At 47.1% G+C, this 25,645-nt stretch carries 19 protein-coding genes and 1 pseudogene; 7 read left to right on the forward strand and 13 right to left on the reverse strand.

The window, feature by feature from the left end; all coding sequences use genetic code 11:
- Positions 1-31: 31 nt before the first annotated feature.
- The 8 genes and pseudogenes from nirD to MED92_RS15900 all read right to left on the reverse strand — a co-directional run bounded on the left by nirD (position 32) and on the right by MED92_RS15900 (position 11,401).
- Positions 32-379, reverse strand: coding sequence for a nitrite reductase small subunit NirD (nirD, locus tag MED92_RS15870; RefSeq protein ID WP_007022594.1), 348 nt, complete (start codon positions 377-379; stop codon positions 32-34).
- A 26-nt stretch (positions 380-405) separates the two neighbouring features.
- On the reverse strand, positions 406-2,913 hold the full coding sequence (gene nirB, locus MED92_RS15875) for a nitrite reductase large subunit NirB (protein ID WP_040663358.1): 2,508 nt from the start codon (positions 2,911-2,913) through the stop codon (positions 406-408).
- Between the two features lie 108 nt (positions 2,914-3,021).
- Positions 3,022-4,149: pseudogene (locus MED92_RS19155) on the reverse strand (NAD(P)/FAD-dependent oxidoreductase); the annotation flags it as partial.
- A gap of 288 nt (positions 4,150-4,437) precedes the next feature.
- A complete protein-coding gene (locus tag MED92_RS15880; protein ID WP_007022596.1) occupies positions 4,438-6,159 on the reverse strand; it encodes a bifunctional protein-serine/threonine kinase/phosphatase in 1,722 nt (573 codons plus the stop codon).
- Positions 6,160-6,262: 103 nt separating this feature from the next.
- Positions 6,263-7,732 carry a NarK family nitrate/nitrite MFS transporter gene (locus MED92_RS15885; protein ID WP_007022597.1) on the reverse strand — a complete coding sequence of 490 codons (1,470 nt, stop codon included), beginning with the start codon at positions 7,730-7,732 and terminating at the stop codon, positions 6,263-6,265.
- A gap of 311 nt (positions 7,733-8,043) precedes the next feature.
- Entirely contained in the window at positions 8,044-8,925 is an 882-nt protein-coding gene (locus tag MED92_RS15890; RefSeq protein WP_007022598.1) for an ABC transporter ATP-binding protein, read from the reverse strand.
- Positions 8,926-8,975: 50 nt separating this feature from the next.
- On the reverse strand, positions 8,976-9,962 hold the full coding sequence (locus MED92_RS15895; RefSeq protein ID WP_007022599.1) for an ABC transporter permease: 987 nt from the start codon (positions 9,960-9,962) through the stop codon (positions 8,976-8,978).
- 59 nt (positions 9,963-10,021) lie between these two features.
- Positions 10,022-11,401: a CmpA/NrtA family ABC transporter substrate-binding protein gene (locus MED92_RS15900; protein WP_007022600.1), complete on the reverse strand. Its 1,380-nt coding sequence runs from the start codon at positions 11,399-11,401 to the stop codon at positions 10,022-10,024.
- A gap of 362 nt (positions 11,402-11,763) precedes the next feature.
- On the opposite strand from MED92_RS15900, the gene MED92_RS18715 reads away from it, so the two are divergent.
- Positions 11,764-12,765 (forward strand): hypothetical protein, encoded by a 1,002-nt coding sequence (locus MED92_RS18715; RefSeq protein ID WP_154715255.1) that lies wholly within the window; start codon positions 11,764-11,766, stop codon positions 12,763-12,765.
- Here MED92_RS18715 and MED92_RS15910 read toward each other — a convergent pair.
- Together MED92_RS15910 and MED92_RS15915 are read right to left on the reverse strand one after the other, a co-directional pair.
- Entirely contained in the window at positions 12,762-13,787 is a 1,026-nt protein-coding gene (locus MED92_RS15910; protein WP_007022602.1) for a CmpA/NrtA family ABC transporter substrate-binding protein, read from the reverse strand. The two genes, MED92_RS18715 and MED92_RS15910, sit on opposite strands and share 4 nt — an antisense overlap.
- An 18-nt stretch (positions 13,788-13,805) precedes the next feature.
- Complete coding sequence (locus MED92_RS15915; RefSeq protein WP_007022603.1) at positions 13,806-14,405, reverse strand: ANTAR domain-containing response regulator; 600 nt, start codon at positions 14,403-14,405, stop codon at positions 13,806-13,808.
- A gap of 211 nt (positions 14,406-14,616) precedes the next feature.
- Between MED92_RS15915 and MED92_RS15920 the strand changes: the two genes are divergently transcribed.
- The 4 genes from MED92_RS15920 to rlmF all read left to right on the forward strand — a co-directional run bounded on the left by MED92_RS15920 (position 14,617) and on the right by rlmF (position 20,450).
- Positions 14,617-17,244 carry a nitrate reductase gene (locus MED92_RS15920; protein WP_007022604.1) on the forward strand — a complete coding sequence of 876 codons (2,628 nt, stop codon included), beginning with the start codon at positions 14,617-14,619 and terminating at the stop codon, positions 17,242-17,244.
- 152 nt (positions 17,245-17,396) lie between these two features.
- Complete coding sequence (locus MED92_RS15925) at positions 17,397-17,798, forward strand: YbaN family protein (protein ID WP_007022605.1); 402 nt, start codon at positions 17,397-17,399, stop codon at positions 17,796-17,798.
- Between the two features lie 283 nt (positions 17,799-18,081).
- Positions 18,082-19,329, forward strand: coding sequence for an HDOD domain-containing protein (locus MED92_RS15930; RefSeq protein WP_007022606.1), 1,248 nt, complete (start codon positions 18,082-18,084; stop codon positions 19,327-19,329).
- 200 nt (positions 19,330-19,529) lie between these two features.
- Entirely contained in the window at positions 19,530-20,450 is a 921-nt protein-coding gene (gene rlmF, locus MED92_RS15935) for a 23S rRNA (adenine(1618)-N(6))-methyltransferase RlmF (RefSeq protein WP_007022607.1), read from the forward strand.
- Here the strand turns inward: rlmF and MED92_RS15940 are convergent.
- Positions 20,447-21,484, reverse strand: a complete 1,038-nt coding sequence (locus MED92_RS15940) for a PLP-dependent cysteine synthase family protein (RefSeq protein ID WP_007022608.1) — start codon at positions 21,482-21,484, stop codon at positions 20,447-20,449. The genes rlmF and MED92_RS15940 overlap by 4 nt on opposite strands.
- 131 nt (positions 21,485-21,615) lie before the next feature.
- Here MED92_RS15940 and MED92_RS15945 point away from each other — a divergent pair, with 131 nt between their 5' ends.
- Together MED92_RS15945 and MED92_RS15950 are read left to right on the forward strand one after the other, a co-directional pair.
- Positions 21,616-22,068, forward strand: a complete 453-nt coding sequence (locus MED92_RS15945) for an Lrp/AsnC family transcriptional regulator (RefSeq protein WP_007022610.1) — start codon at positions 21,616-21,618, stop codon at positions 22,066-22,068.
- A gap of 133 nt (positions 22,069-22,201) precedes the next feature.
- Positions 22,202-23,107 carry an MBL fold metallo-hydrolase gene (locus MED92_RS15950; protein ID WP_007022611.1) on the forward strand — a complete coding sequence of 302 codons (906 nt, stop codon included), beginning with the start codon at positions 22,202-22,204 and terminating at the stop codon, positions 23,105-23,107.
- A 53-nt stretch (positions 23,108-23,160) separates the two neighbouring features.
- Here MED92_RS15950 and MED92_RS15955 read toward each other — a convergent pair whose 3' ends face one another.
- Positions 23,161-23,754 (reverse strand): indolepyruvate oxidoreductase subunit beta, encoded by a 594-nt coding sequence (locus MED92_RS15955; protein ID WP_007022612.1) that lies wholly within the window; start codon positions 23,752-23,754, stop codon positions 23,161-23,163.
- Positions 23,751-25,625, reverse strand: a complete 1,875-nt coding sequence (locus MED92_RS15960; RefSeq protein ID WP_007022613.1) for a thiamine pyrophosphate-dependent enzyme — start codon at positions 25,623-25,625, stop codon at positions 23,751-23,753. The genes MED92_RS15955 and MED92_RS15960 overlap by 4 nt, the downstream gene beginning before the upstream one ends.
- Between the last annotated feature and the right edge of the window lie 20 nt (positions 25,626-25,645).

Raw genomic sequence — 25,645 nt, forward strand, 5'->3', positions numbered from 1 at the left:
CTTCCGTGAGCAGGTTGAGTTTGCATCTTTCTTAAGCGATAAGAATCTCCACATCATCGCCTTCTAATCGGACTGGCCATACCGGTACAGCGACTTCTTCATCTTCAAAACAAACACCGGAGTTGAGAGAAAAGTGTTGTTTGTAGATAGGGGAGGCAACCATCGGTTCACCTTTAAGGTCACCGATCAGGCCTCGGGCCAGAACATTAGCACCACTGAAAGGATCATGATTGCCGATAGCAAAGACTTCATCGGCAAATTCGGGGATGTAAAACAGAGCGACCTGTTGTTCTTCAACTTTTGCTGCTACACCTGAGTGAGGCACAAGATCATCCTTAGAACAAAGCTTGGTCCAGTTTGCTTTTGGATTAGTAGTCATCTTCGCTTCTCCTAATTATCTGTGACTTAAACCGGGCGAACCTGGTCGCGTTCTAAAATATGTACAATCTGAGGGTCAACCTGGTCTTCGGTATTTACAAAGGTACGGAAACGTTTCAGCTTCTCTTCATCTTCCAGGGTGGCTTTCCACTCACACTCGTAGGTAGATACGATGTGGGCCATCTGAGCTTCCAGCTCTTCACCAATCTCAAGTTTGTCATCGATAACCACCTCTTTCAGGTAGTCCAGACCACCTTCAAGATTCTCCATCCATACTGAAGTACGCTGCAGACGGTCGGCCGTTTTGATGTAGAACATCAGTACACGGTCGATGTATTTGACCAGCGTTTCATCGTCCAGATCGGTTGCAAACAGGTCAGCATGGCGAGGTTTCATACCGCCGTTACCGCATACATAAAGGTTCCAGCCATTTTCTGTAGCAATCACGCCGATGTCTTTGCACTGAGCTTCTGCGCACTCACGTGTACAGCCGGAAACGGCAAATTTGATTTTGTGTGGTGCGCGCAGGCCTTTGTAGCGGTTCTCAAGGTTGATCGCCATACCGACACTGTCGTTGACACCGAAACGGCACCAGGTGCTACCCACACAAGATTTAACGGTACGCAGGGATTTACCGTAAGCGTGGCCGGTTTCGAAACCTGCGTTGACTAACTCTTCCCAGATCAATGGCAGTTCATGCAATTGCGCACCAAACAGGTCAACACGCTGACCGCCGGTGATTTTGGTATACAGGTTATATTTCTTGGCAACCTGACCAATCACGATCAGCTTATCGGGAGTGATTTCACCACCCGGCACACGTGGAACGATAGAGTAGGTACCGTTCTTCTGCATGTTTGCCATAAAGGTATCATTGGTATCCTGAAGGCTTACCAGAGGTTTTTCCTGAATATGCTCGTTCCAGCAAGATGCCAGGATAGATCCGGCGGCTGGCTTACAGATCTCGCAACCTAAGCCTTTTCCGTGTTTTTCCAGAAGCTCAGAGAAGCTACGGATACCTTCCACGCGGATGATGTGATAAAGCTCTTCACGGGTATAAGCGAAGTGTTCGCAGAGATCAGTATTAACTTCTACACCGCGCTTGGATAATTCATTATCCACAACACTTTTCAGCATGGCGGCACAACCACCGCAGCCTGAAGCTGCTTTAGTTGCATCTTTTACATCGGCTACGCTGGTGGCACCTTCATCAATGGAGCAGCAGATCTGACCTTTAGTTACGTTCAGGCAGGAACAGATAGTGGCTTCGTCTGGTAATGCATCCGGACCTAGCGCAGGCGCGGCAGAACCATCCATCGATGGCAGAATAAGCCCTTGTGGCTTTTCAGGAAGATCGATGCCGTTCAGAGCGTATTGCAGTAGGGTGTCGTATTTGCTGTTGTCACCCACCAGTACTGCACCTAATAGCTTTTTCTTATCTTCTGAAACAATGATCCGGTAGTACGTCTGTTCATCTTCATCCAGATAACGGTAGCTGATGCTGCCTGGGGTTTTACCGTGGGCGTCCCCGATAGAGCCAACATCAACACCCAGTAGTTTCAGTTTGGTACTCATATCCGCACCGGTAAAGGCAGCTTCATCACCCGCAATAGCGGCTACAGCCGTTTTCGCCATGGTGTATCCTGGCGCAACCAGACCGAAGATCTGGTTATTCCATAAAGCACATTCTCCAATCGCGTAGATGTTTTCGTCGGATGTCAGGCACTGATCGTTAACCAGGATACCGCCACGTTCGCCGATCTCCAGCTCACTGCTTCGTGCCAGAGTATCTTGTGGGCGAATACCTGCTGAGAAGAGAATCAGATCAGTTTCAAGGAATGAACCATCGCTGAAGTTCATGCGATAGGTATGTTCTTCACCGGCAACAATTTCAGTGGTTGCTTTCTCACAGTGAACATCCACGTCCAGTGCTTCGATCTTTTTCTTTAGTAGCTCACCGCCGTCTTCATCTAACTGAACAGGCATCAGGCGTGGGGCAAATTCTACAACATGTGATTTGAGACCCAGTGATTTCAGAGCGTTTGCAGCTTCTAAACCTAACAAACCGCCACCCACAACAACGCCAACTTTCGCATCTTCAGCACATGCCTGAATCTTATCCAGATCTTCCAGTGTGCGATAAACAAAGCAGGCCTCACCATCATTGCCCGGAATGGGGGGGACAAATGGGTATGATCCGGTGGCCATTACAAGCGTATCATAGGAGTATACAGCCTGCTCAGTGATGACCTGCTTTGCATCGCGATCGATCTGCGTTGCACCTTCACTTAAATGCAGGTGAACGCCGTGTTTCTCATATAGGTTCTCTTCTACCAGACACAGATCTTCATAGCTGGATCCGCTGAAATACTCTGAGAGATGTACCCGGTCGTAAGCAGCGCGGGATTCCTCAGCTAAAATATGGATCTCGTAGTCACCGGCAACATTGCTGTTCACAAAATTTTCTACAAAGTGGTGACCCACCATGCCATTACCGATAACAACCAACTGGCGTTTATTGGATTCTGTAGTCATAGAAGTTATACCCATGTTTTCTGTCTGTGTGTCCTGAGCACATAACGGACTGCCAAACAGCAGTTGCTGTCTACAGGCACTCAGATCGTTGTTTTCTTTTAACTGTTCGAAATACCACTGGCCCTCACGTACATCGCCATACAGCACTGCACCTACCAGTCGGTTTTCTTTTAACCACAATTTGCGGTATTCATTTTTCTTGAAGTCTTGATAGATCAGAGTGTCACGATCATCAGCGTCGATAAGTTCGCCGCATGAGAACAGTTCGACACCACTGATTTTGAGTTGGGTGGCTACCGGCTCTTCGCGGTAGTTTGATGTCTCACCAATCAGGCTGGATAAGACGACCTCCGCCTGTTGCCAGATAGGCGCGACTAATCCATATGTGTACTCTTCAAACTGGCAGCACTCACCGAAAGCGTAAATATTTAAGTCGCTGGTACGCATCTGTTTGTCGACCAGAATGCCGCGCTTAACTGTTAATCCGGAAGCCTCTGCAAGTTGCGAATTAGGACTTACACCGATCGCCGTGATAACCAGATCAGCTGGAATAACTTCACCACTGTCCAGTTCAACCGCTTCAACCTGTGTGTCACCCAGAAACGCCTGAGTGTTAGCGTTTAATCTGAAATCGATGCCACGTTTTTGCAGATTGTTTAGCAGCATCTGTGCGGCGGGTTTATCCAATTGTTTGTTGAGGAGGTAATCGCTTCTGTGTAGCAGCGTTACATTCATACCCTGAAGCCGAAGACCTTCAGCCGCTTCTAGTCCGAGAAAACCTCCACCAATCACCACTGCATTCTTCTTAGTGGCTGCTACTTGCTGCATGGTTTCAACATCTTGCAGGGTACGGAAGTTCATGACACCGGGCAGGCTCGAACCTTCAACAGGGACTGCACTCGGATTAGAACCTGTAGCAATGATGAGTGAATCGTAGGAAACCCGTAGGTTCTTATGGCTGATGACCTGTTTGAGGCTGGCATCAATATGAACAACAGGGTCTCCGCTATAGAGGGTAACGTTGTTATTTTTGTACCAGTCGAGGTCCAGAGTCATGACCTGTTCTAATGAGATCTCTTCACCGAGAAGTGGAGAAAGCAGTACTCGGTTATAACTACCGCCGGGCTCTTCCCCAAACACTGAAATATCAAAACGATCGGCTGCACTGTCAGCGATCAGCTGCAAAAGGCGGCCAGTTGCCATTCCGTTTCCGATGATTACCAGGCGATGTTTCATAGTTCAGTGTTCTTCCAAAAAATAAAAAAGGCGTTCGCAGCTAACACTTTTCAGTGCTATTTGCAGAACGCCTTTGTTCTCAGAGCTTGTTGTGAACCTGACCACAAATCGTTGTGGATAGGTGTCTTATCTAAAGCACATGTTATGCCATGTTTTAAAATACCAATAAAATCAATTGGTTATTTTTATAGGGGGCTTTAGTGGGCAAAATCTTAGTATTAATATGGTTTTTTTTAATGCAGTGCAGTATTTGCGTGCACTTTTATGGTGCTTGTTTGCTACGGTCTGTTATTGGTCCAGATAAAATTGCACTAAGTTGATCATCAACAGAATCAAGGCAATCACTTTCCAGACAAGTAGCGGGTTTCTTTCCAGGTACGGCTGATGCTGAACCATTGATTCCAGGCTTTGATTTGGATGGGTGATATCCTGAAGAAACTCAGAGAATGCGTCGTAGCGAAACCGCGGGTTTGGTTGCAATGCTTTTTTTAGCGCACCTTCAACCCAAAGCGGAAGATCCCTGCGATGGTGGAGGGCAGGGGTATAGTCCATTTCCGCATAGCTTTTTAAGCTGATCTGATTGGCTGACATCTCTTTGTAAGGTAGCTTGCCGCAGATCATCTCATAGACAATTGTGGCCAGAGAGAACAGATCGGATTTGAAATTCCCTTTTTCTCCCAGCAGATATTCAGGCGCCACATAGTTTACTGAACCCTGTGGGATCGACTTATCCAATGGCGAGTTCATCTCTTCGATTCCGGCTATTTTTACAGTACCGAAATCGAGAATCTTTACCCGTCCATCCTGATTGATCATGATATTTTCGGGTTTCAGATCCTGATGAACCATATCAGCTCGCTGGAATGCCCTTAGGCCCCTAATAATTTGTTTTGTCAGGTCTCTGACCTCGTCGAGAGGCGGGTTGGGATTATCATTCATCCACTCTCTGAGGTTCATCCCCTGAACATGCTCCCCAAGGTAGTAGAGAAAACGTTTATCAGGTTTACCTGGGTAAGTTTTCATTACGTTAGGGTGATCGATACGTTGCCCTACCCATTCTTCACGAATAAAACCATCCAGGTAGAGTGTGTCATCTGAGAAGTTAGTAGAAGGGGCTTTCAGTACGTATTTGTCTGCATTTTCCTGATCTTTTACCAGATACATATGGCTACGGGTGCCACTGAAAATCACGTCTAGGACTTCATAACCATCAATTTTGTTCCCGGCTTTCATTACCGGAGGGATCGGTAGCTGTATGAGTCGAGTATGACTCTCATCCAGGGTTTCTTTTGGCAACTGGTCTACGCAAGTAATCAGTGCAGTGAGGTTGTCATCACTACCGTTTTTTAGGGCCAGATCGATCAGCTTTTTGGCCGTTGATTCCGCATCTTCAAAGCCGGTGGAAATGATGCTTTTCAGATCCTTAGGACTGATGAAGTCATGTACACCGTCCGTTGTCATAATGACAAGGTCACCTTCACTTAATGCGCGTGTGCTGTAATCAACTTCAAGGTGACGATCGCCGCCGAGTGCACGAGCAAGGTAATTCTTACCCCCGGACTTACGTACATGGTCACTGGTAAGTTGTTCAAGCTCGCCATCCTGAAACAAGTAAACTCGGGAATCACCTACATGGAACAGATGCAGTGTGTTGGACTTGATAATAGTGGCGGAGAAGGTGCATAGCATACTGTCCTTTTCCCGGCTGCTCTGGCTGTTTTCTTTATGCAGCCAGCTGTTCAGGGCGGTCATAACCCGGGAAACTGAATTGCGAACGCTCCAGCTGTGTGGTGTGCTGAAGTAATCTTGCATAAAACTTGTGACGCTGGTTTGGCTTGCGATATGCGAATCTTCACAGCTACTCACACCGTCTGCGATAACAGCAGCGCCGCCTTTAAATTCAAGATCGGTTGTGGTCGGTAAATGAGCTGCAAATGCGTCCTGATTCAGATCCTTTATGCCAGCGCTGGAAAGACCGCCAAAGCGTAAAGACAGGTTTTTTGAGCTCATGTTTGTTACCCGTTTTTATTGTTGTAATGAGCATCAGAGAGATTAACTCTCTGATGCTGTAGTTCCACTCAGTGCGAATGGGATTGCTTAAATACTGTCAGTATTAGTTAACTTTGATAAGTTCAACAGTACCATCTTCATTCACTTCAGCCATATGACCTTTTGGCTCTTCAAGCATAAGCAATGCAACAAAACCTAGTACCGCTGTTGCAGCAATAACGGTAAAGAAAGTTGAATAGTCGACCATAGAGAGAACCGTCAAATAGAATACAGCTCCAACATTACCGTAGGCGCCTGTCATACCAGCGATCTGACCTGTTAGGCGACGTTTGATCAGTGGCACTACCGCAAAAACTGCACCTTCACCTGCCTGGACAAAGAAAGAGCATGCCATCGCAGCAGCCACCGCGAGGAATAGAGGCCATGAACTATCAATCATTGACATAGTCGCATAACCCGCCGCTAAACCAGCTGTAAGGATCAGTAGCGTTTTCTTACGGCCAAAACGGTCACTGATCCAACCACCCCCAGGTCGGGACATCAGGTTCATAAATGCATAGGCTGATGCGAGTAACCCTGCGTAGACCATATCCAGCTCGAATACTTCAGAGAAGAACAAGGGCAACATAGAGACAACTGCGAGTTCCGAACCGAATGTAGCGAAATAAAGTACGTTTAATACCGCAACCTGCTTAAATTTATACTGCTCCACTTCGGGTACGGGTTTAACGAAAATCTCCTTGTTAACGTTATATGCGCTGTAGCAATCGTAGATCAGGATGAAGGCCAGGCTGACATAGATCGCAATGGCCGCAGACTCTGAAAGAATAGAAACGCCCGCTGGTGACAGCTTCCAGGTAAGCAGGGAAAGTGCTGCGTACATCGGAATCTTCATGACCAGCATGAAATAGAAATCGCCTTTGCTGGTTACTTCCATCCCGCCGATCTTCTTAGGCTTAAAGTAGGTTGAACCCTTTGGTGTATCAGAAACATTTTTGTACCAGATGTAACTGAAGATCAGGCTCATTAAACCGGTCAGGCCAACCGCATAGCGCCAGCCATCTTCGCCACCGAAGATCAGTGCCAGCGTCGGAAGTGACATAGCTGCCGCTGCCGAACCAAAGTTGCCCCAGCCGCCATAGATGCCTTCAGCAGTCCCTAGTTCATTAGCAGGAAACCACTCACTCACCATACGGATACCCACGACAAAGCCGGCGCCAATGAAACCAAGTAAGAAGCGAGAGATAGCGGCCTGGGCGAAATCTGTGGAAAGCGCGAAAGCAAAGCAAGGGATGCTGGCGATAAATAGCAGTGATGCGTAAGTGATCCTTGGTCCATATTTATCGGTCAGCATGCCGATGATGATACGGGCTGGAATGGTCAGAGCGACGTTCAGGATCAAAAGTGTTTTTACTTCAGCCTTAGTTAGCCCCAGTGACTCTGCAATTGCACCAAGCAGTGGAGCATGGTTGAACCAAACAAAAAAGGTGATAAAGAAAGCGATCCAGCTCATATGCAGGATCTTCATCTTCCCGGTGAACGAGAAAATGTTAAGTTTGTCGCTTCCGCTCATGTCATTGGCCTCTAATAGTTATAAATTGTGAGGAGCCAGAGAGAACCTCTGTTCTGGCTCCTTTAAATCAACAGCAATCAAGGTGCTATAAAGTCGGTCCCAAAACGAAAAAAGGCGTTCAAATCTCCCAATTCACACATCTCCTGAGTGAAGGGGAGTTCGAACGCCTTTGTTCAATGGGCGCGAGTACCAGAGTTATTAATTCACACCGTTGCTAAAACGCGCGCCTTCTTGGTGCGTTTTTAGAGCAGTGCACTGCTTTGGCTTGTGTTAGTGCCCCTTATTCGGCTTTGAATGGGGGCGTTGAGCACTTATGCAGCTTGATCCTCGCTATCTGCTTTATCTTCTTGCAGGTCTTGTGCCACATTTTTTTCTTCAGTTTTTGCAGTGCTGTTTTCATCGGGTTTACGCTGCTTCTCATAGAGGAAGGTCAGCACTTCATGGCGGTAGTGGTTGTACTTTGGATCATCAGCCAGCGCGATACGGTCACGGGGCCGTGGCAGGTCGATATCCAGAATTTCACCTACGGTTGCTGCCGGACCATTCGTCATCATCACGATACGGTCAGATAGCAGGACGGCTTCATCCACGTCATGGGTAATCATGATGACAGTGTTGTTCAGGTCTTTTTGGATCTCCATCAGGGAATCCTGCAAGTGGGCACGGGTCAATGCGTCCAGTGCACCAAAAGGTTCGTCCATCAGTAATACTGTAGGTTCCATCGCAAGTGCTCGGGCGATACCGACACGTTGCTTCATACCACCGGAAATTTCATCAGGGCGTTTATGCATAGCATGGTCCATATGCACCAAGGAGAGATTGTGCTCGATCCACTCTTTTACTTCGGCCTTGCTCTTTTGCTTGCCAAAAACCTGTTTTACGGCGAGTTCCACATTTTCATAAGCGGTTAACCAGGGAAGCAATGAGTGGTTCTGAAAGACAACAGCACGTTCAGGTCCGGGCTCGTTGACCTCTTTCCCATCCAGCAAGCAACCACCTTTTGTTGCCTGGTAAAGGCCGGCCACAATGTTTAGTACTGTTGATTTACCGCAACCGGAATGACCAATCAGAGAAACGAATTCGCCTTTATTAATGGTCAGGTTTACATTTTTCAGTGCTTTAAATGGGCCCGTTGGTGTCGGGAAATCGATATCGACTTTTGTCAGTTCTAAGTGCTTTGGAGGCTGAGTCATGATTTTCTCCTGCTGGGGGAATCCCCCCAGGCTTATAATTCTGTTCTCAATTAACGCAGTACCGCAGTTTTATCCCAGGAAACTTTTTTCTGGATAAGTAGCATCACGCGGTCAAGAAGGAAGCCGATAAGACCGATAACAAGTACGGCAACCATAATGCGTCCTAAAGAGCTGGAACTACCATTCTGGAATTCATCCCAGACGAATTTGCCCAGGCCAGGGTTTTGCGCAAGCATCTCTGCTGCGATCAATACCATCCATGCGATACCTAGTGACAAGCGCAGACCGGTAAAGATCATCGGAATAGAAGAAGGCAGTACAATCTTTGTCACATGGGCAAGCCAGCTTAGACGCAGCACTTGAGAAACGTTCTGTAGATCTTTGCTGATACCGGATACACCTACAGCGGTATTCAGCAGTGTTGGCCACAAGCAGCACAGAGATACGGTAATCAGGGACGTGATGAATGACTTAGCAAACATCGGATCTTTACTCACGTACACCGCACTTACCACCATTGTCACCAGTGGTAGCCAGGCTAAAGGTGAAACGGGTTTAAACAACTGGATTAAGGGGTTGAATGCTGAATACAGGGTCTGGTTCAGACCGATCATAATACCCGCTGGGATTGCGATCAGGGACGCCAACACAAAGCCCGCTAATACCGTAATCAGGCTGGTACCAATCTGATCGAAGAAGGTTGGTTTGCCGGTGTAGGGGCGAACTTTTATCTTTGCATCGGGACTTTTCGCAAGCTTTTTCGCATTACGCTCTTCCTGGCGTTTGTAAAATGCTACTTCTTTTTCCCGCTCACGATTATGATCTTTAATCAGGTTTACACTTTGCTCGTACACTGCCATTGGGCCTGGGAAGGCACCTAGGGATGTATGGATGCTTTTAGCTCCAATCTCCCAGATGAACAGGAATGCAAGCAGACCAATCAAAGGTACAAGCAGTGATTTGCTTAATTTACCTAAATTAGCTTTAGGGTTTTCTAAAAAGGCACTAACGCCTGACAACGCGGTTGTATTACTCATGGCTCTTTCTCCCTCAGTTTGCCCCTTGCTAAAGCAAGGGGCATTTCAAGCAGTTGAGGTTAAATCTTATCTTCAGGTTTTAGACCGATTTCGAACTTCTTCAGGTATTCATTTGGCTTGCTGCCGTCGTAAGTAATACCATCGATAAAGTGAGTCTGTGGTGATTTGAAACCGTCTTCAGTTGCAAAGTCAGGGAACATGTCTGCTGTCATCTTGCCTTCTTCAATCAGCTCTTTAGCTGCTTCAGCATAGATGTCAGGGCGATATACTTTTTTCGCAATATCCATGAACCACCGGTCAGATTTAGGTTCTGCAATCTGGCCCCAACGGCGCATCTGAGTCAGGTACCAGATCGCATCAGAGTAGTATGGGTAAGTTGCGTTGTAGCGGAAGAATACGTTGAAATCAGGTACTTCACGCTTGTCGCCTTTCTCGTACTCGAATGTACCTGTCATTGAGTTAGCGATAACATCGTAATCAGCACCTACGTATTCTGAGCGAGACAGAATTTCTACTGCTTCAGGGCGGTTACCGTTGTTGTTATCGTCTAACCATTTCGCGGCACGAATCATCGCTTTCACAACGCGTAAATGGGTATTCGGATTCTCGTCTGCCCAGGTTTTTGATACACCAAATACTTTCTCAGGGTTGTCTTTCCAGATCTCGTAGTCAGTTACAACCGGAACACCAATGCCCTTGAATACGGCTTGCTGGTTCCAAGGTTCACCTACGCAGTAGCCGTAGATAGTGCCTGCTTCCATAGTTGCTGGCATCTGTGGTGGAGGGGTAACCGATAACAGTGCGTCTGCGTCGATGGTGCCAGAAGTATCACCTTTATGTGGTGCATAGTAGCCTGGATGGATACCGCCTGCTGCCAGCCAGTAACGCAGTTCATAGTTATGCGTAGAAACCGGGAATACCATACCCATGTTGAATGGCTTGCCTTCGTCCTGATACTTCTCAACAACAGGCTTTAGCGCATCTGCTTTGATAGGGTGTACAGGTTTGCCGTCAGCGCCCATAGGTACATGCTGCTTCATCTGGCTCCAGATATCGTTGGAAACCGTGATCGCATTACCGTTCAGGTCCATTGAGAAAGCGGTAATAATATGTGATTGGGTACCAAAGCCGATCGTCGCACCTAATGGCTGGCCTGCCAGCATGTGGGCACCATCTAGCTGACCGTCAATCACTCGGTCCAGAAGAACTTTCCAGTTTGCCTGTGCTTCAAGGGTTACATACAGGCCTTCGTCTTCAAAGAAGCCCTTTTCGTATGCAATTGCTAAAGGAGCCATATCGGTCAGCTTAATGAAACCGAACTTCAGATCTTCCTTCTCTGGCTCACCAATAGCAGCCCACGCGGGTACCGTCACCAATGAAGCAGCAAGCACGGCACTGCTGATAACTTTGCTTAGTAGAGCCTTTTTCTTCTTAAGCATGGATTGTTCCTCCAAATCTCAAAAAACAAAAAGGCGCCGTCATGACCATAAAATAAATGATCAATACGGGCGCCTTTGCCTGAAAATAAATGTTTAAATTTTTTCTGATACGGTTTTTTAAAACTGTATCGAATTTAATTGCTCTATTGCATTAGCTGTGCCAACCATTAAAAAATCATTTATATCATATAGTTATGTTTTTCTGGGGAGTGTTTGATGAGAGGGCTTAGATATTGCGCTGCACAAAATAGAAGCAGTGAACCTAGGTGAGTGCGTTTTTTCAGTGCGCAGAAAATGATCGGTTTCTTAGCTATATTTAGTTAGATGCATTGATAGCTTTGCCTGATCTGTACGGGGCGCTGATGATTAATAAAATATTACGAACGTTGTCTGCCATTGGAATAGTGGCTTATTGTATGGCTGTGAATGCTGATAACAGGATTATGTTAATCCATAGTTACCATCAGGAGTTGCAGTGGGTTGAGGATGTGACGCGCGGGATACGTGAAGAGTTGCTCGAGGGGCATGCGCTTAGTATCCATTATATGGACACCAAACGAATTCCTGTTGATATGTTTCAGCAAGCGGCTGATGAAGCCTTTCAGGAATTCAAAAAGCAAAAGCCTGATCTGGTCATTATCTGTGATGACAACGCGTTGAAATTATTGGGTCTAAAGATTTCGGCCACTACTCCGCTGGTTTTCTGTGGCATTAATGGAGATATCAGGGCTGACTATCCCTGGGTAGTAAAAGAGGCGCGTGTGACTGGCGTGATGGAGCGTCCACTCATAAAACGTACGATTGCTGAGTTTATTAAACAAACGGGCCATCATTACAAAAAAGCGTTAATTCTGTTGGGGGACAGTCCGACCGCCCGGGCATTTCATCTCTATGATCTGGGCAATCAAGCTCGGTTGAGTGTTAATCGCACGATAAGCGCTGATGTGCTTAGAATATCTGACATGGAATCCTGGAAGAACGCTATTCGCGACAGCGGTGCCAATGGTTACGATCTGTTATTAGTGGCAGGCTTCGGTGCTATGAAAGATAGCGAGGGGCGATATGTCAGTCTGGATGAGTTGAGTAATTGGGTAGGTAAGCATAGCCCTGTTCCTGCTTTGACGGTTCATAAACAAGCCATTGCAAAGGATAAAATAATGGCGGGTATGATTGTCAGCGGTACCATCATGGGGCATGACGTTGCCAGACTTGCAAACCTTATGCTGAACACCCCGGTGAATTCGGGGAAAATATCTATAGTGACCCAGAATCTTGGGCGGTATATTTTTAGTCGGTCTGCCTTGAGGGCCAAAGGTATTGAACCCCCGGTTGCGGGCAGCGATCAGGTACAAATTATTCCCTAATTTGTACACCATTCCCTATACAGATCTTCACGGAACACTTGTTTACTGATCGAGAAGAGATCGATCTGTTCGTCAGAAAGTTGCCCGCACGCTTGCATTTGCTCTAATAAAAACTGACCTTGTTGCTGACCTGGCAGATTGACCTCATTCCCAAAGAAGCGCTGCTCCATTGAGTAGGGTGGTGTGAACCCTTTTATAAGGTTGGCAGACCTGTCCAGGTAAGGAGGGAGAGATAATAACTCGATAAGCTCGTCTTTATTTTCGCTCTGAGATAACCATTCACATGCTTCGTATATAGCGCGAACCAGGGCCTGGTGAGTCAGCGGGTTTTCATCAGCCCATTGAGCCGTTACACCCAGCACTTTTTCAATCTGTGTTCCCCATATTCTATAGCCAGTGGTCAGCAAGCCACCACTTTGGTTGATCAGAGCAAGACTGTTCCAAGGCTCGCCAACGCAATACCCATCAATCAGACCGTTCGACAGATTTTCGAGCATTTTTGTTGGAGGAATTGCGACAAGTTCCACATCATCTGCAAAGCTGATGTTATGTTTTTTGAGCCAGTAGCGGAGTTGATAGTGATGGTTTGAGTATGGATAGACGGTAGCGATCACCGGTTTACGCCCCATACTCTTAATGAGGGCTTTGAACTGAGAACCCACCGTCTCATCGTTATCCCAGTCAGTGACATGTTGAGATAATGCTAAAAACAGCTCCTTGCCCAAAGTAATGGCCGTGCCGTTTTGGCTTAAAGCTAGGGCCGTTACCATTGGGGTCTTATTTCCGTTCAGGCCTAATGTTGCAGCGAGTGGCATCGGTGCAAGCATTTGCGCACCATCCAGAATACCAAAGCTGACCTTATCGCGGATGGTTGCCCAGGAAGATTCTTTGCTGAGCACAACGCTCAACCCATATTTGTTAAAGAAGCCTTTTTCTCTGGCAACAACCAGTGGAGCGCAGTCGAGGAGGGCAACAAAGCCCAGAGTCAGCTTGGTTTTTTCTAGTTCGGTTGGCGCTGTCATAGCGACTCCTTCATATCTCTACTTCTTAAGCAGGCCATTGGTGGCATTAAGTACCTCAATGACGCTGGCCGCGACATCAGGTAGCTTTTGCCCCCTGTCCATCGCAATCTTTCTCAAGGTCTGATAGGCCTGGTTTTCATCGCAGCCTTGATGCTTCATTAACATCCCTTTGGCTTTTTCAATGACTTTACGGTCGGCGAGTTGGGTGCGGGCTTCTTCTAGTTCAGTTCTTATCAGGCTGTGCGCGTCGAAGTGCGCGATTGCCGTATCCATGATGGCTTTCACCCGATCTGCTTGTAAGCCGTCAGCGATATATGCACTGACACCTGCGTTGATAGCAGCAGCCATGGTCCGGCGGTCATTCTGTTGTTCAGCAAAAAAGACGATGGGTCTGGGGTTGTTCTGGCTCATCGTTGCCATACTTTCCAGCGTATCCCTGTCTGGGGAATCCATATCTATAATGACAATGTCCGGGTGGAAGCTCTCCACATGGTGATTAAGGTCGGAAGTATCTGATAGATGGCAGACAACATGGTGCCCAAGTTGATGCAGGGCGTCTTTAAGCGCCTGAACGCGATCAGCTTCCTCATCTATTATCAGCACATTTAGGTGTTTCATCGAATGTGATTTCCGTTTCCGGTTATGGACTTGGTTTTAACTAAGCAATAACTGTTCCACTATCTGGCACGGAGCTTGCTGCCTCAAGGTTAATTACATTTCAGACAGCGCAACGGAGCGCACTTATCTGAGGCATCTCGGTAGTGTGTTCCTGTGAACCCGGATAAGTGCAATTCCAACGTTAGCTGTAAGGTTTTTAATGGAGGTTAGGATGCACAAGTTGACAACCTGTCCGTACTGCGGTGTGGGCTGTGGCGTTGATGCTGAGCTGGGAGAGGGCGTTGTTGCAAAGGTTCAGGGAGATAAAGAACACCCGTCAAATTATGGACGTTTGTGTGTAAAAGGTTCCTCCCTACATGAGGTGCTTGGTACTAATGGCAGGTTGTTATCGCCTCTGGTCGATGGACAAAGGGTTAGTTGGGCTGATGCACTGGATCGGGTCGCTGAAGAATTGCTGTGCACTATTAAAGAGCATGGTCCGGATTCGGTAGCATTCTATCTATCGGGTCAGCTACTGACCGAAGACTATTATGTTGCTAACAAACTCATTAAAGGGTTTATTGGAACCGCCAATGTAGATACCAATTCCCGCCTGTGTATGTCATCTGCTGTTGCCGGGTATAAAAGAGCATTTGGCAGCGATACTGTGCCTTGTTGCTATGATGATTTGGAGCAAACTGACCTGTTGGTTCTTGTGGGTAGTAATACTGCCTGGAACCATCCTATTCTGTTTCAGCGCATGCAGGCGGCGAAACGAAAGAATCCTGATTTGAAGGTTGTCGTTGTTGACCCACGTCGCACTGCTACTTGTGATCTGGCTGATCTTCATCTTGCGATAAAACCGGGCACGGATAGTGAGTTATTCTCCGGTTTGCTGAGCTATATATCGAGCGAAGATCTAGTTAACCGAGCATATGTCACGCAATTTACAGAAGGTTTTAATGAGGCTATTAGCGCGGCTTCCGAGCAGTTCAATAGTCGGGCTGAACTTGCGGAGTACTGTGGAATTGATCTGGCGACATTGGAACAGTTTTATCAGTTGTTTAGTGCAACTGACAAAGTTATATCTTTCTATTCACAGGGGGTAAACCAATCCTCCAGTGGAACAGATAACTCCAATGCCATTATCAACTGTCATCTTGCCACAGGGCGAATTGGGTACCCCGGCGCTGGACCTTTCTCCATTACTGGACAGCCAAATGCGATGGGCGGTCGTGAAGTCGGTGGGCTGGCAAACCAGTTAGCTGCACATATGGACTTTAGCTCTGCAGAAGCGATCGATCGTGTGGGCAGGTTTTGGGATGCTCCTAACATTGCCCAGGCGAATGGTCTGACTGCTGTGAATCTGTTCCAGGCGGTAGAAAAAGGAGAGATAAAAGCAGTTTGGGTAATGGGCACAAACCCTGCAGTTAGCTTACCTAATACCAACCAGGTCTCTAGGGCTTTGGAAGAGTGTCCGTTGGTTGTTGTTTCGGATTGCATGGCCAGTACAGAAACTATCCGCTACGCCGATATCTGCCTGCCTGCTACCGGGTGGAGTGAAAAGAATGGCACGGTAACCAATGCGGAAAGGCGAATTTCCAGACAAAGAGGGTTATTGCCACCTAGCGGGGAGGCAAAGCATGACTGGTGGATCATATCTGAAGTGGCTAAACGCATGGGTTACGCTGAAGCTTTTGATTATCAGCACCCTTATCAGATTTTTGCAGAACATGCAGAACTATCAGGTTTCGAAAACGACGGTAAGCGCGATTTTGATATCAGTCTTTTCTCCGATATTACGGAAACAGCCTATGATGCGTTAAAACCTGTGCAGTGGCCGGTGACCAATGATGCACCATACGGTACCGCGCGTATGTTTGCCGATGGTCGATTTTATACACCTTCCGGAAAGGCCCGATTTATTCCTGTTACAGCCAACAAACCGAAACAGCTACCTACGCCAGAACTTCCTTATGTGATGAATACAGGCCGGTTGAGGGATCAGTGGCATACGATGGCGATGACCGGCCGAACCAGCCGCTTATTCTCCCATCGCGATGAGCCATTTGTTGAGTTGTGTCAGGCAGATGCGCAGAAAGAAGGCATTGTAGAAGGTGAATTGGTTAAACTAAGCCACCCTCAGGGCGAATACATTGGCCGTGCGCGAATTACCGATGATCAACGACCAGGTGAGTTATTTGTGCCAATGCACTGGAATGGTGAATTCAGTGCAAAAGCAAGAATGGGCGTCCTGTTAGAGCCAGTGACAGACCCAATTTCAGGACAGCCTGAATCGAAACATGGGCGGGTTGCTATTGAAGCGCTCAACCCTAAATGGCAGGGATGGTTTATCTGCCAGGCTGAGATGAAACCAGATTTCCCCGTGACCTACTGGACGCGGGTTCCGAAAAAGGAAACCGAATTCTACTATCTGGCAGATACCGCTGAACTGGATGATCCACTTCAGTGGTGCCGTGATAAGTTTGGTGAAGTGGATATCTGGTTAGAAGATAAAGCTGAACAGAGTTTTCGAGCCGCAGGCTTGCAGGGTGAGAAGCTACAATGGGCATTCTTTATTATGCCTTATGGGCAGATACCCAGTACCGGTTGGCTGGAAGAGATGTTTGCTGAAACGGAACTTTCGCTGGATCAGCGACGTTTCCTACTGAGTGTTACAGGATGTGAGATAGAAGATCCGGGCAGTATTATTTGTAGCTGTTACCAGGTAGGTAGCAATGCAATTGAGGATGCGATCAGCCAGGGGTGCTGCTCGGCTGAAGCATTAGGGGAGAAATTGAAATGCGGAACTAACTGCGGTTCCTGTATCCCGGAGCTAAATGCATTGATAGCAAAGTAAAACCAGAAAAAGGCCATTCATTAGCTAATGTAAAGCCTTTCCAGAGTAGAGAAAAACTATAGGCATCGTAAGATGCCTTTTTTTTCCTGCTATCTTATAGGTATTATCTTCAAGATCCCGTCTGCCGGGTTGAAGTCTTATAAGGAGAGCCGGTGCGCAAAACAGTTGTTCGCTCGTTATATCTGGTTGCAGGTTTATTCTGTGTTTTGTTGGGATTGATAGGTGTTCTGTTACCTTTATTACCTACAACCCCATTTTTGCTTGTGGCTGCTTTTTGCTTTTCCCGTAGTTCTGAACGTTTGCATCAGTCCTTATTGAATAATCGCTACTTTGGGCGCTTGATAAGGGACTGGGAAGAGAACGGTATCATCCCGCTTAAAGCTAAGATCCTGTCAACGTCGATGATGTTGTTAATGGTTAGCTATCCCATGTTCTTCAAAACCTTCCATTATGGCCTTAAGGCGATGGTTGTCGTTACCATTTGCTTTGCGCTTTACTATATCTGGTCCCGCCCCTCTGAAGTCCCAAGCCGTCTTATCCAAAAAGATATTTAAAAAAACTACCTTTTTTTAACGACAATTCACTTTTGATAGTGAAATTTACTCATTAAAAAAAGCATAAAATTTTACTAAAAACAGTTTGGAACCTTTCGAGAGCTGCGAATTGTGGGGGCTGGGGGTATTTTCAAACAAAGATGATTTTTTTGCATAAAAACTACTTAAAATTTTAGTAAAACCTGGCTTTTAATCCAGCGGCTAAGCACTAGGATTTAATAAAACACGAACACTTTTTAACCAAGTGCTCGTTTGATTAATACTAAGTAAGCAGGAAAAGGTCATGGGTACCGTTGCTAAAAGTTCATCTCACAACTTCCGCGCAGCCATGTTGGATGTAGAGGGTGGTTATGCAGGTTGGAGTAAAGATGTTACTGAATCCGATTTAAACTGGGATTTTGTTCGATTTGATTCCAAGGATAGTCTGATCACGCAGCTGGAACAGCAGGTATATGATGTTGTATTTATCCCTTGTTCAATGCGCGCTTTAGTTGATATTGAGTTAATGAATGATATCCAGAAAATTCAGCCCCATACCGTTCGGGTATTTATCGGCGCTGAGTTCTGGAACGCCTCTTATAAGTCAAAAGCGGCAGACAGCGCACATCGTATTTTTCCGAGTCATATAAGTTTCCCGGAAATCAGTGATGAGCTGGATTACCTGGTGAAGTTGGTTAAGTTACTAAACCGCTCTTCGTTACAGTCATACATTGGCAGTATTGGTTGTTTACCAACACCGCCGCGTATCTACCGCAAGCTAACTGATGCGGTAAGCTCTGAAATCGCAGATCTCGGCGATATCAGTCATATTGTTGAGCAGGACCCTGCGGTTACTGCTCAAGTCATGAAACAAGTAAACTCAGCTTTCTTTGGCTTGAACCGCCAAATATCCGACCTAAAAGAAGCGATCTCTTTGCTAGGGGTACGTAGCCTTCGCAGTATCGCGCTGAGCTGTCAGCTCAATGAGCAGTTCAAACAGAGTCGGGACTGGGATGCTTTCGATTTTGAAAAGATTAATCAGCGCTCTCTGCTGGTTGCCCGTCTGGCTCAGGCTATCTGTAGAAGGGTTGGTGCGAGTAAGGTGATGCAAGAGCAAGCGTTTCTTGCGGGATTACTGCACGACCTGGGCATCTTGATTATGGCTTCCCATGATCCTGAACAATACAAAAAGCTACTTAACTACGCAGTGAAGAAGCAAAAGCCGATCTATCTGGTTGAGAAGGCCGCATTTGGTTTCTTTCATGGTGAGGTTGCCGGTGCTCTGCTTGCTCTTTGGAACATCCCGCCACAGGTTGTTGAAGCAGTAATGCTGCATCACGTTCCGCATTTGTCGAACAGTAAAGAGTTTACGCCTCTGACCGCAGTACATGTTGCAGACGCTATGTTGCCTTCAGTGCCGGTAGAGGGCGAGTGCGATCTGGCCAGTCATCTATCATTGCGTTATCTGGACCAAGTGGGAGTCATGGAAGAAGTCCCACAGTGGCGTATTGTCGCCAACGAGTACCGTGTTCGCATGGTCTCAAATATATAAAAAAGAGAGGATCTCTAAAATCGCTGGGAAAGTTTGCCAGGCCTTACAGGGAACATACGTTTGGGGTCTGTGATCGGTAGGGTCTGGCTTCCTTTTTCTCCATCTTGAGTAAGAAGATACAATTCAGTCTGGAATTGTTAGAATCTCCCGCCATACTGGCTACAGCCACCTTTCAAGCTTGATAATGTTGAGTGCCATAAATGCATCCCAATAACCCTCATTGTGGGGGATACAACTTTGACCTGCTTTGCGCAGCAGTGCCCGAACTGAAACCATGCGTTTACCAAGCGGCGAGTGGGCGAGAGTCTATCGATTTCTCAAATCCTCTGGCCGTTAAGCTACTAAACCAGGCGCTTTTGAAAACAGAATACGGAATTGAGCATTGGGATATCCCTGAAGGGTATCTTTGTCCTCCAATACCGGGTCGAGCTGACTATATTCATGCTTTGGCAGAGTTGCTTGCTAAAGACAATGGCGGGGAAGTACCGCAAGGTCGCTACGTTAAAGGGCTGGATATAGGTTCAGGGGCAAATTGTATCTATCCCATATTAGGTGTCTGTAGTTATGACTGGCGCTTTGTCGGATCGGATATTGATCCTGTTTCGGTCAACACCGCCAAACATCTGGTGAAGTTCAATCCCCAGCTAAAGGGTAAGGTGGATATTCGACAGCAATCCAACCCGAATCAGATCTTCAAAGGGATTATTAAAGAGAATGAAAGCTTCGCATTTACCCTTTGTAACCCGCCGTTTCATGCTTCAGCAAAGGAAGCGAATCAAGCTAATCTGAGAAAGCTGCGTAACTTAACCGGCAAAAGCCAGGTCAAAACGGAACTGAACTTCGCTGGGCAAAATAATGAACTCTGGTGTGAAGGCGGGGAGATCGCTTTTATCAAGCGAATGGTTAAAGAAAGCGCTACCTATGGGCAAAATTGCCAGTGGTTTAGCTGCTTGGTTTCGAAAAAGGAAAACCTGAAACCAATCTACCGCTCATTGCAAAATGCGCGTGCCAAAAAAGTAGCGACGATTGAAATGGCCCAGGGCCAGAAAGTCAGTCGTTTTATCGCCTGGACTTTTTTAACCGCCAAACAGCGCCAAGATTGGTTCAGGGAAAACAGTTAATCCGTCAGGAACTGAGTCAATTGCGACTGATAGTGAGAATAATCTCCAATGTTCTCACTGACCCAATTCGAATCGTAGTAGGTGTTGGCATAGCGCTCGCCGCCATCACAAAGGACCGTCACGATCGAACCCGTTAAGCCTTTTTCCTTCATCTGTTGGGCGATCTTCAGTGTGCCCCATAAGTTTGTGCCGGTTGATGGGCCGGCTTTTCGGCCGGTAACTTTCTCCAGCCAGCGAATACTTGCGATACTTGCAGCATCAGGTACCTGAATCATCTGATCGATCACATCGGGTTGAAAAGAGGCTTCTACTTGAGGCCTTCCTATCCCCTCAATTCGACTGGCTTTAGTCGCGAAGTTAGTTTGGCCGCAATAGCTGGGATAGAAAGCCGAGTTTTCCGGATCGACAACAACCAGTTTTGAGTCTAGCCCTTTATAACGTATATAGCGGCCAAGGGTTGCAGAGGTGCCTCCTGTTCCCGCTCCCATAACGAGAGCGTAGGGCACAGGGTGGGTTTCTGATGCCATCTGACTAAAGATACTTTCAGCGATATTATTATTTCCCCGCCAATCTGTAGCGCGCTCGGCATAGGTGAACTGGTCCATAAAATAGCCCTGGGTTGTTTTGGCCAGCTCGACTGCCGCCTGATGCATCTGGGTGGGGCAATCGACGAAATGGCACTGACCTCCGTAGAAGGTTATTTGGTCGATCTTACTTTTAGCAGTTGAGCGAGGCATGACCGCAATAAAGGGTAACCCAAGCAGCCGTGAAAAATAGGCTTCAGATACTGCCGTACTACCTGAAGAGGCTTCGATAATGGTTGTCCCCTCGTGAATCTTGCCGTTACAAAGCGCATACAGAAAGAGTGAACGTGCCAGGCGATGTTTAAGGCTGCCGGTTGGATGAGTGCTCTCATCTTTCAGATAGATATCGATATTGGTCAGCGTCGGAAGATCCAGCTTAATTAAGTGAGTATCAGCAGAACGTTGTTGCTCAGCTTTAATTTTTGCGATTGCCTGGGATAGCCACTGCATGGTCAGAACTCCTCTAATGAATAAGAAAATTCTATCTGTAATGGAGAAAATTACTTTCCAAAGTAACCTTGTTTGGCTAGTCTTTTTAAAAATAAATTCTTTATTATTACTAATAATGGGAAATATTTTCTATGGATAGGCTTGATCGTGAAATTCTGCGGATTTTGCAACGTGACGCATCCATCTCGGTTACGGATCTGGCAGAACAAGTTAACCTTTCGACTACGCCCTGCTGGAAAAGAGTTAAACGCCTGGAAGAAGAGGGAATTATCAAATCCAGAGTTGCCTTACTGGATGCGAAAAAAGCCCAACTGGGTGTATCTGTATTTGTGCATATCAAAACTCAGCAGCATGATAACGACTGGTTAGATAATTTTTCCCAGCAAATGAGCCGCTTTGATGAAGTCATGGAATGTTATCGAATGGCAGGCGAGTGGGATTACCTGTTGAGGGTTGCTGTGAGTGATATTGACGCTTTTGATCGTTTCTATAAAAAAATGGTCAAGCAGATCGATGGTCTGTCAGATGTTACGTCCAGTTTTGCGATGGAGGAGATCAAATACAGTACCTCCTTGCCGATTTAAACTATTCTTTACTGCGGCATAGTTTCCCATATTGGCCATGCAACTAAAGATCTAAAGATCCGGCTGGTGGATCATTATCTATGCTGGGATAATGTTGTCATGATCAATACAGACTATCTCAGGGAGAATAGATATGTCTTTCGCAAAAACACTCAGTGTTTTGCTACTTAGTTCAGCTTTTTGCCTATCAGCGAATGCAGAAAACCACCATAAGCAGGGACCTAGCTTTAAGCACGAAGCTTTGACCGACAATATTTCCCTTCTTAAGGGCCGAGGAGGAAATATTGGGATTCTGGTCGGCGATCAGGGCATCCTGATGATCGATGACGATTATCGGAATATGTCTGCTGGGTTGCAGGAAGCGCTTAAAAAGTATGGTGGGGAGAACAAGCTTACCTACATTATAAATACTCACTGGCATGGCGATCATACAGAGGGTAACCATCACTTTGGCCATCACGCACAGATCATCGCTCACGATAAGGTTCGTGAGAGGTTGCTGACCTCTCAGGAAGTTAAGCTGTTTAATATGAAAACAGAACCTTATCCGGAGCATGCGCTGCCATCAATTACTTACCAGCAGGCACTCACGCTGCACATTAACGATGAAGAGGTTCAACTGGTGCATTTGCCCGGTGGACATACGGATGGTGATTCGGTTGTGTTCTTCAAAAAAGCCAACGTGGTGCATATGGGGGACCATTACTTCAATGGCTTTTTCCCTTTTGTAGATATCCAGAATGGTGGCAGTGTCTCGCAAATGGCCAGAAATATTGGCCGTGTGCTCAATATGATCGATGAAAACACGACGGTAATTCCGGGTCATGGTCCTGTGTCAAACAAGCAGGAATTGGCGGCTTATAAAGCGATGCTTGAGGGTACTTCTGCCGAAGTCGAGGCGATGCGGGAGCAGGGTATGAACCTAGGCCAGATGCAGCTAAAAGGGCTGTCCCCTAAATGGGATAGCTGGACAAAAGGTTTCCTCTCTTCAGGGGTATGGATCGGAATCGTCAACAGTAGCCTTGATGCTGACCGGTAAGCGCAGATGAAAACTAAAAAGGGGGCTAAGCCCCCTTTTTAATTGTCTGTCTTTTATGCAAAGGCGGTCCGGCCGATACTAAAAGCCTCTTTGTTCATATCCACCACGCTTTGCCCTTTTTGCGCAAACCGGGCAAGCAGATGCTGCTCGAGCGTCTCTGCAGGGAAGGGTAGATGATCAGCTATAGCACCGAGCATAATGGAGTTGATCAACCTGCGGTCGCCCAGATCAATGGCGGCATGCCCAGCATCAAACTGGTGAGCATCAAGGCCTTTCTCAAGTAGTTGTTCAAAGGGATTATCAGGATAATCAAACAATCCGATGGAGACGACTGGAGGAAGCTGTGCATAGCTGTTAACCATGACCTTGCCACTCGGGCGAAGGTGTTCACTCCAGCGTAAGGCTTCTGCCGGCTCAAAAGCGAGAATCAGATCGGCTTCACCTGGGGCAATTGATGGCGAAAGCACCCTGTTGCCAAAACGGACATGTGATGTGACCACGCCGCCACGTTGTGCCATCCCCGCGACTTCTGTTTTCTTAACGTCATATCCCATGTCTAAAGCGGTATTTGCCAGAATATCGGCGGCGGTCATGACGCCTTGTCCACCAATACCGCAGACCATTATGTTGGTTACTTCGTTTTTCACTGGACTTCCACCGTATTGATTTTATGGGCACAACTGAACTCAGTTGCAGGAACAATCGCATCAGGCGCACAGGGTTTTGTACACAAGGTGCAACCGGTACAAGCGGCACTGTCTATCTGGACAAAGGCCAGTTCTTTCTCTTTGCCATTGGGTTTGACTACGGTCTCACGTCGGGTCACGGTGATAGCCGGGCAGCCAACGTCCAGACAGTTACCACAACCGGTGCACTTATCATCTTCAACTTTTAAAGGAGGAAGCTTGCTGTAGCGTTCAGTGAGTACACAAGGTTGATTGGTAATAATTACAGACGGCTCTTTGACTTTGACCTCTTCACGGAGCGCTTTAAACAGGATTGGCATTTCATAAGGGTTTACCTCACGAATACGCTCGGATTTAACACCAAGGGCTTCACAGAGTTTGCGGAAATCTACCTGACTGGTTTGCTCGCCCTGAAGGTTGATACCTGAAGAGGGAGCATCCTGTCCTCCTGTCATTCCAACCGCGCGGTTATCAAGCAGCAGGATGGTTACATTCCCTTTGTTATAGGTGATGTCGAGTAAGCCCTGCATTCCCATATGCAGGAAGGTTGAGTCACCAATAACGGCAATCACATTTTTGTTTTGATCGCTTTCACCGCGGCCTTTATCAATACCCTGAGCAACACTCAGGCTGGCCCCCATACTGATGCAGGTGTCCAATGCGTTCCAAGGGTGCCCTGCACCTAGCGTATAGCAGCCGATATCGCCGGAGATGATCGTATTCTTGATGTGAGATAGGCAGTAATAGATCCCCAGGTGTGGGCAAGCCACACACATAGTCGGTGGACGAGGGAAGATATCCTGAGCTGGAATAATATTCTTATACTGCTCGTTTTTACCCAGTAGGTTTTCCACAGCGGGCTTAATGACCGGAGGCGAAAGCTCACCGATACGAGGCACAATATCTTTACCGAACAGTTCAATATTTGCCGCTCTGAGTTCAGTTTCTAACAGGGGCTCGACCTCTTCGATGACGACGAGCTTTTCAACCTGTTCCTGAAAAGCACGAATCTTTTCGATAGGCGCCGGGTGGCTAAAACCCAGCTTTAACACCGGTGCTTCGGGGAAGGCTTCTTTTACATGGTAGTAAGCGGCCCCGGAGGTAACAAAACCTACTGCCGAGTCTTTACCTTCCTCGATAAAGTTCAAATCGCAGGTCTCGGCATATTGTTTAAGTGCCAGATCCCGGGCCATCATTTTAGGAATACGGCCTTTAGCATTGCCCGGTACCATCACTAAACGGGAAGGGTCTTTAACAAATCCAGCAGTGCTATGAAGCTCCGGCACACTATTAACGACTACACCTTTTACGTGGCAGATGCGTGTTGTGAGCCGCACAATGACCGGAACCTCATAGGTTTCTGAAATTGAGAAGGCGGCGCGGGTGAAGTCATAAGCTTCCTGCGCATCGCTTGGTTCAAGCACGGGCAGGTGGGCAAAACGCCCCCAATAGCGGGAATCCTGTTCGTTTTGTGAAGAAGAAAGCCCAACGTCATCGGCGACGACAATCACTAGTCCACCGACTGCACCGATCAGTGTTTGGGTCATAAAGGCATCAGATGCGACATTCATCCCCACATGCTTCATAGCACACAGTGCACGGCTACCTGCCATTGAAGCCCCAATGGTTACTTCCAGAGAAACCTTCTCGTTGATTGACCATTCCGAGTAGATCTCTGGAAACTCGGCTACATATTCCAGTATCTCAGTTGACGGTGTTCCTGGATAGGCCGCTGCGACCTTGACGTTGGCATCCCGTGCCGCCTGCGCGACAGCCATGTTGCCGGAAATAAACTGACGCTCGTACTGCGCCGTAGATTCTGCAGTGCTCACTGGCTCTTCCTCACTTCGCG

This window comes from Neptuniibacter caesariensis (genome assembly GCF_000153345.1).
GTDB lineage: Bacteria > Pseudomonadota > Gammaproteobacteria > Pseudomonadales > Balneatricaceae > Neptuniibacter > Neptuniibacter caesariensis.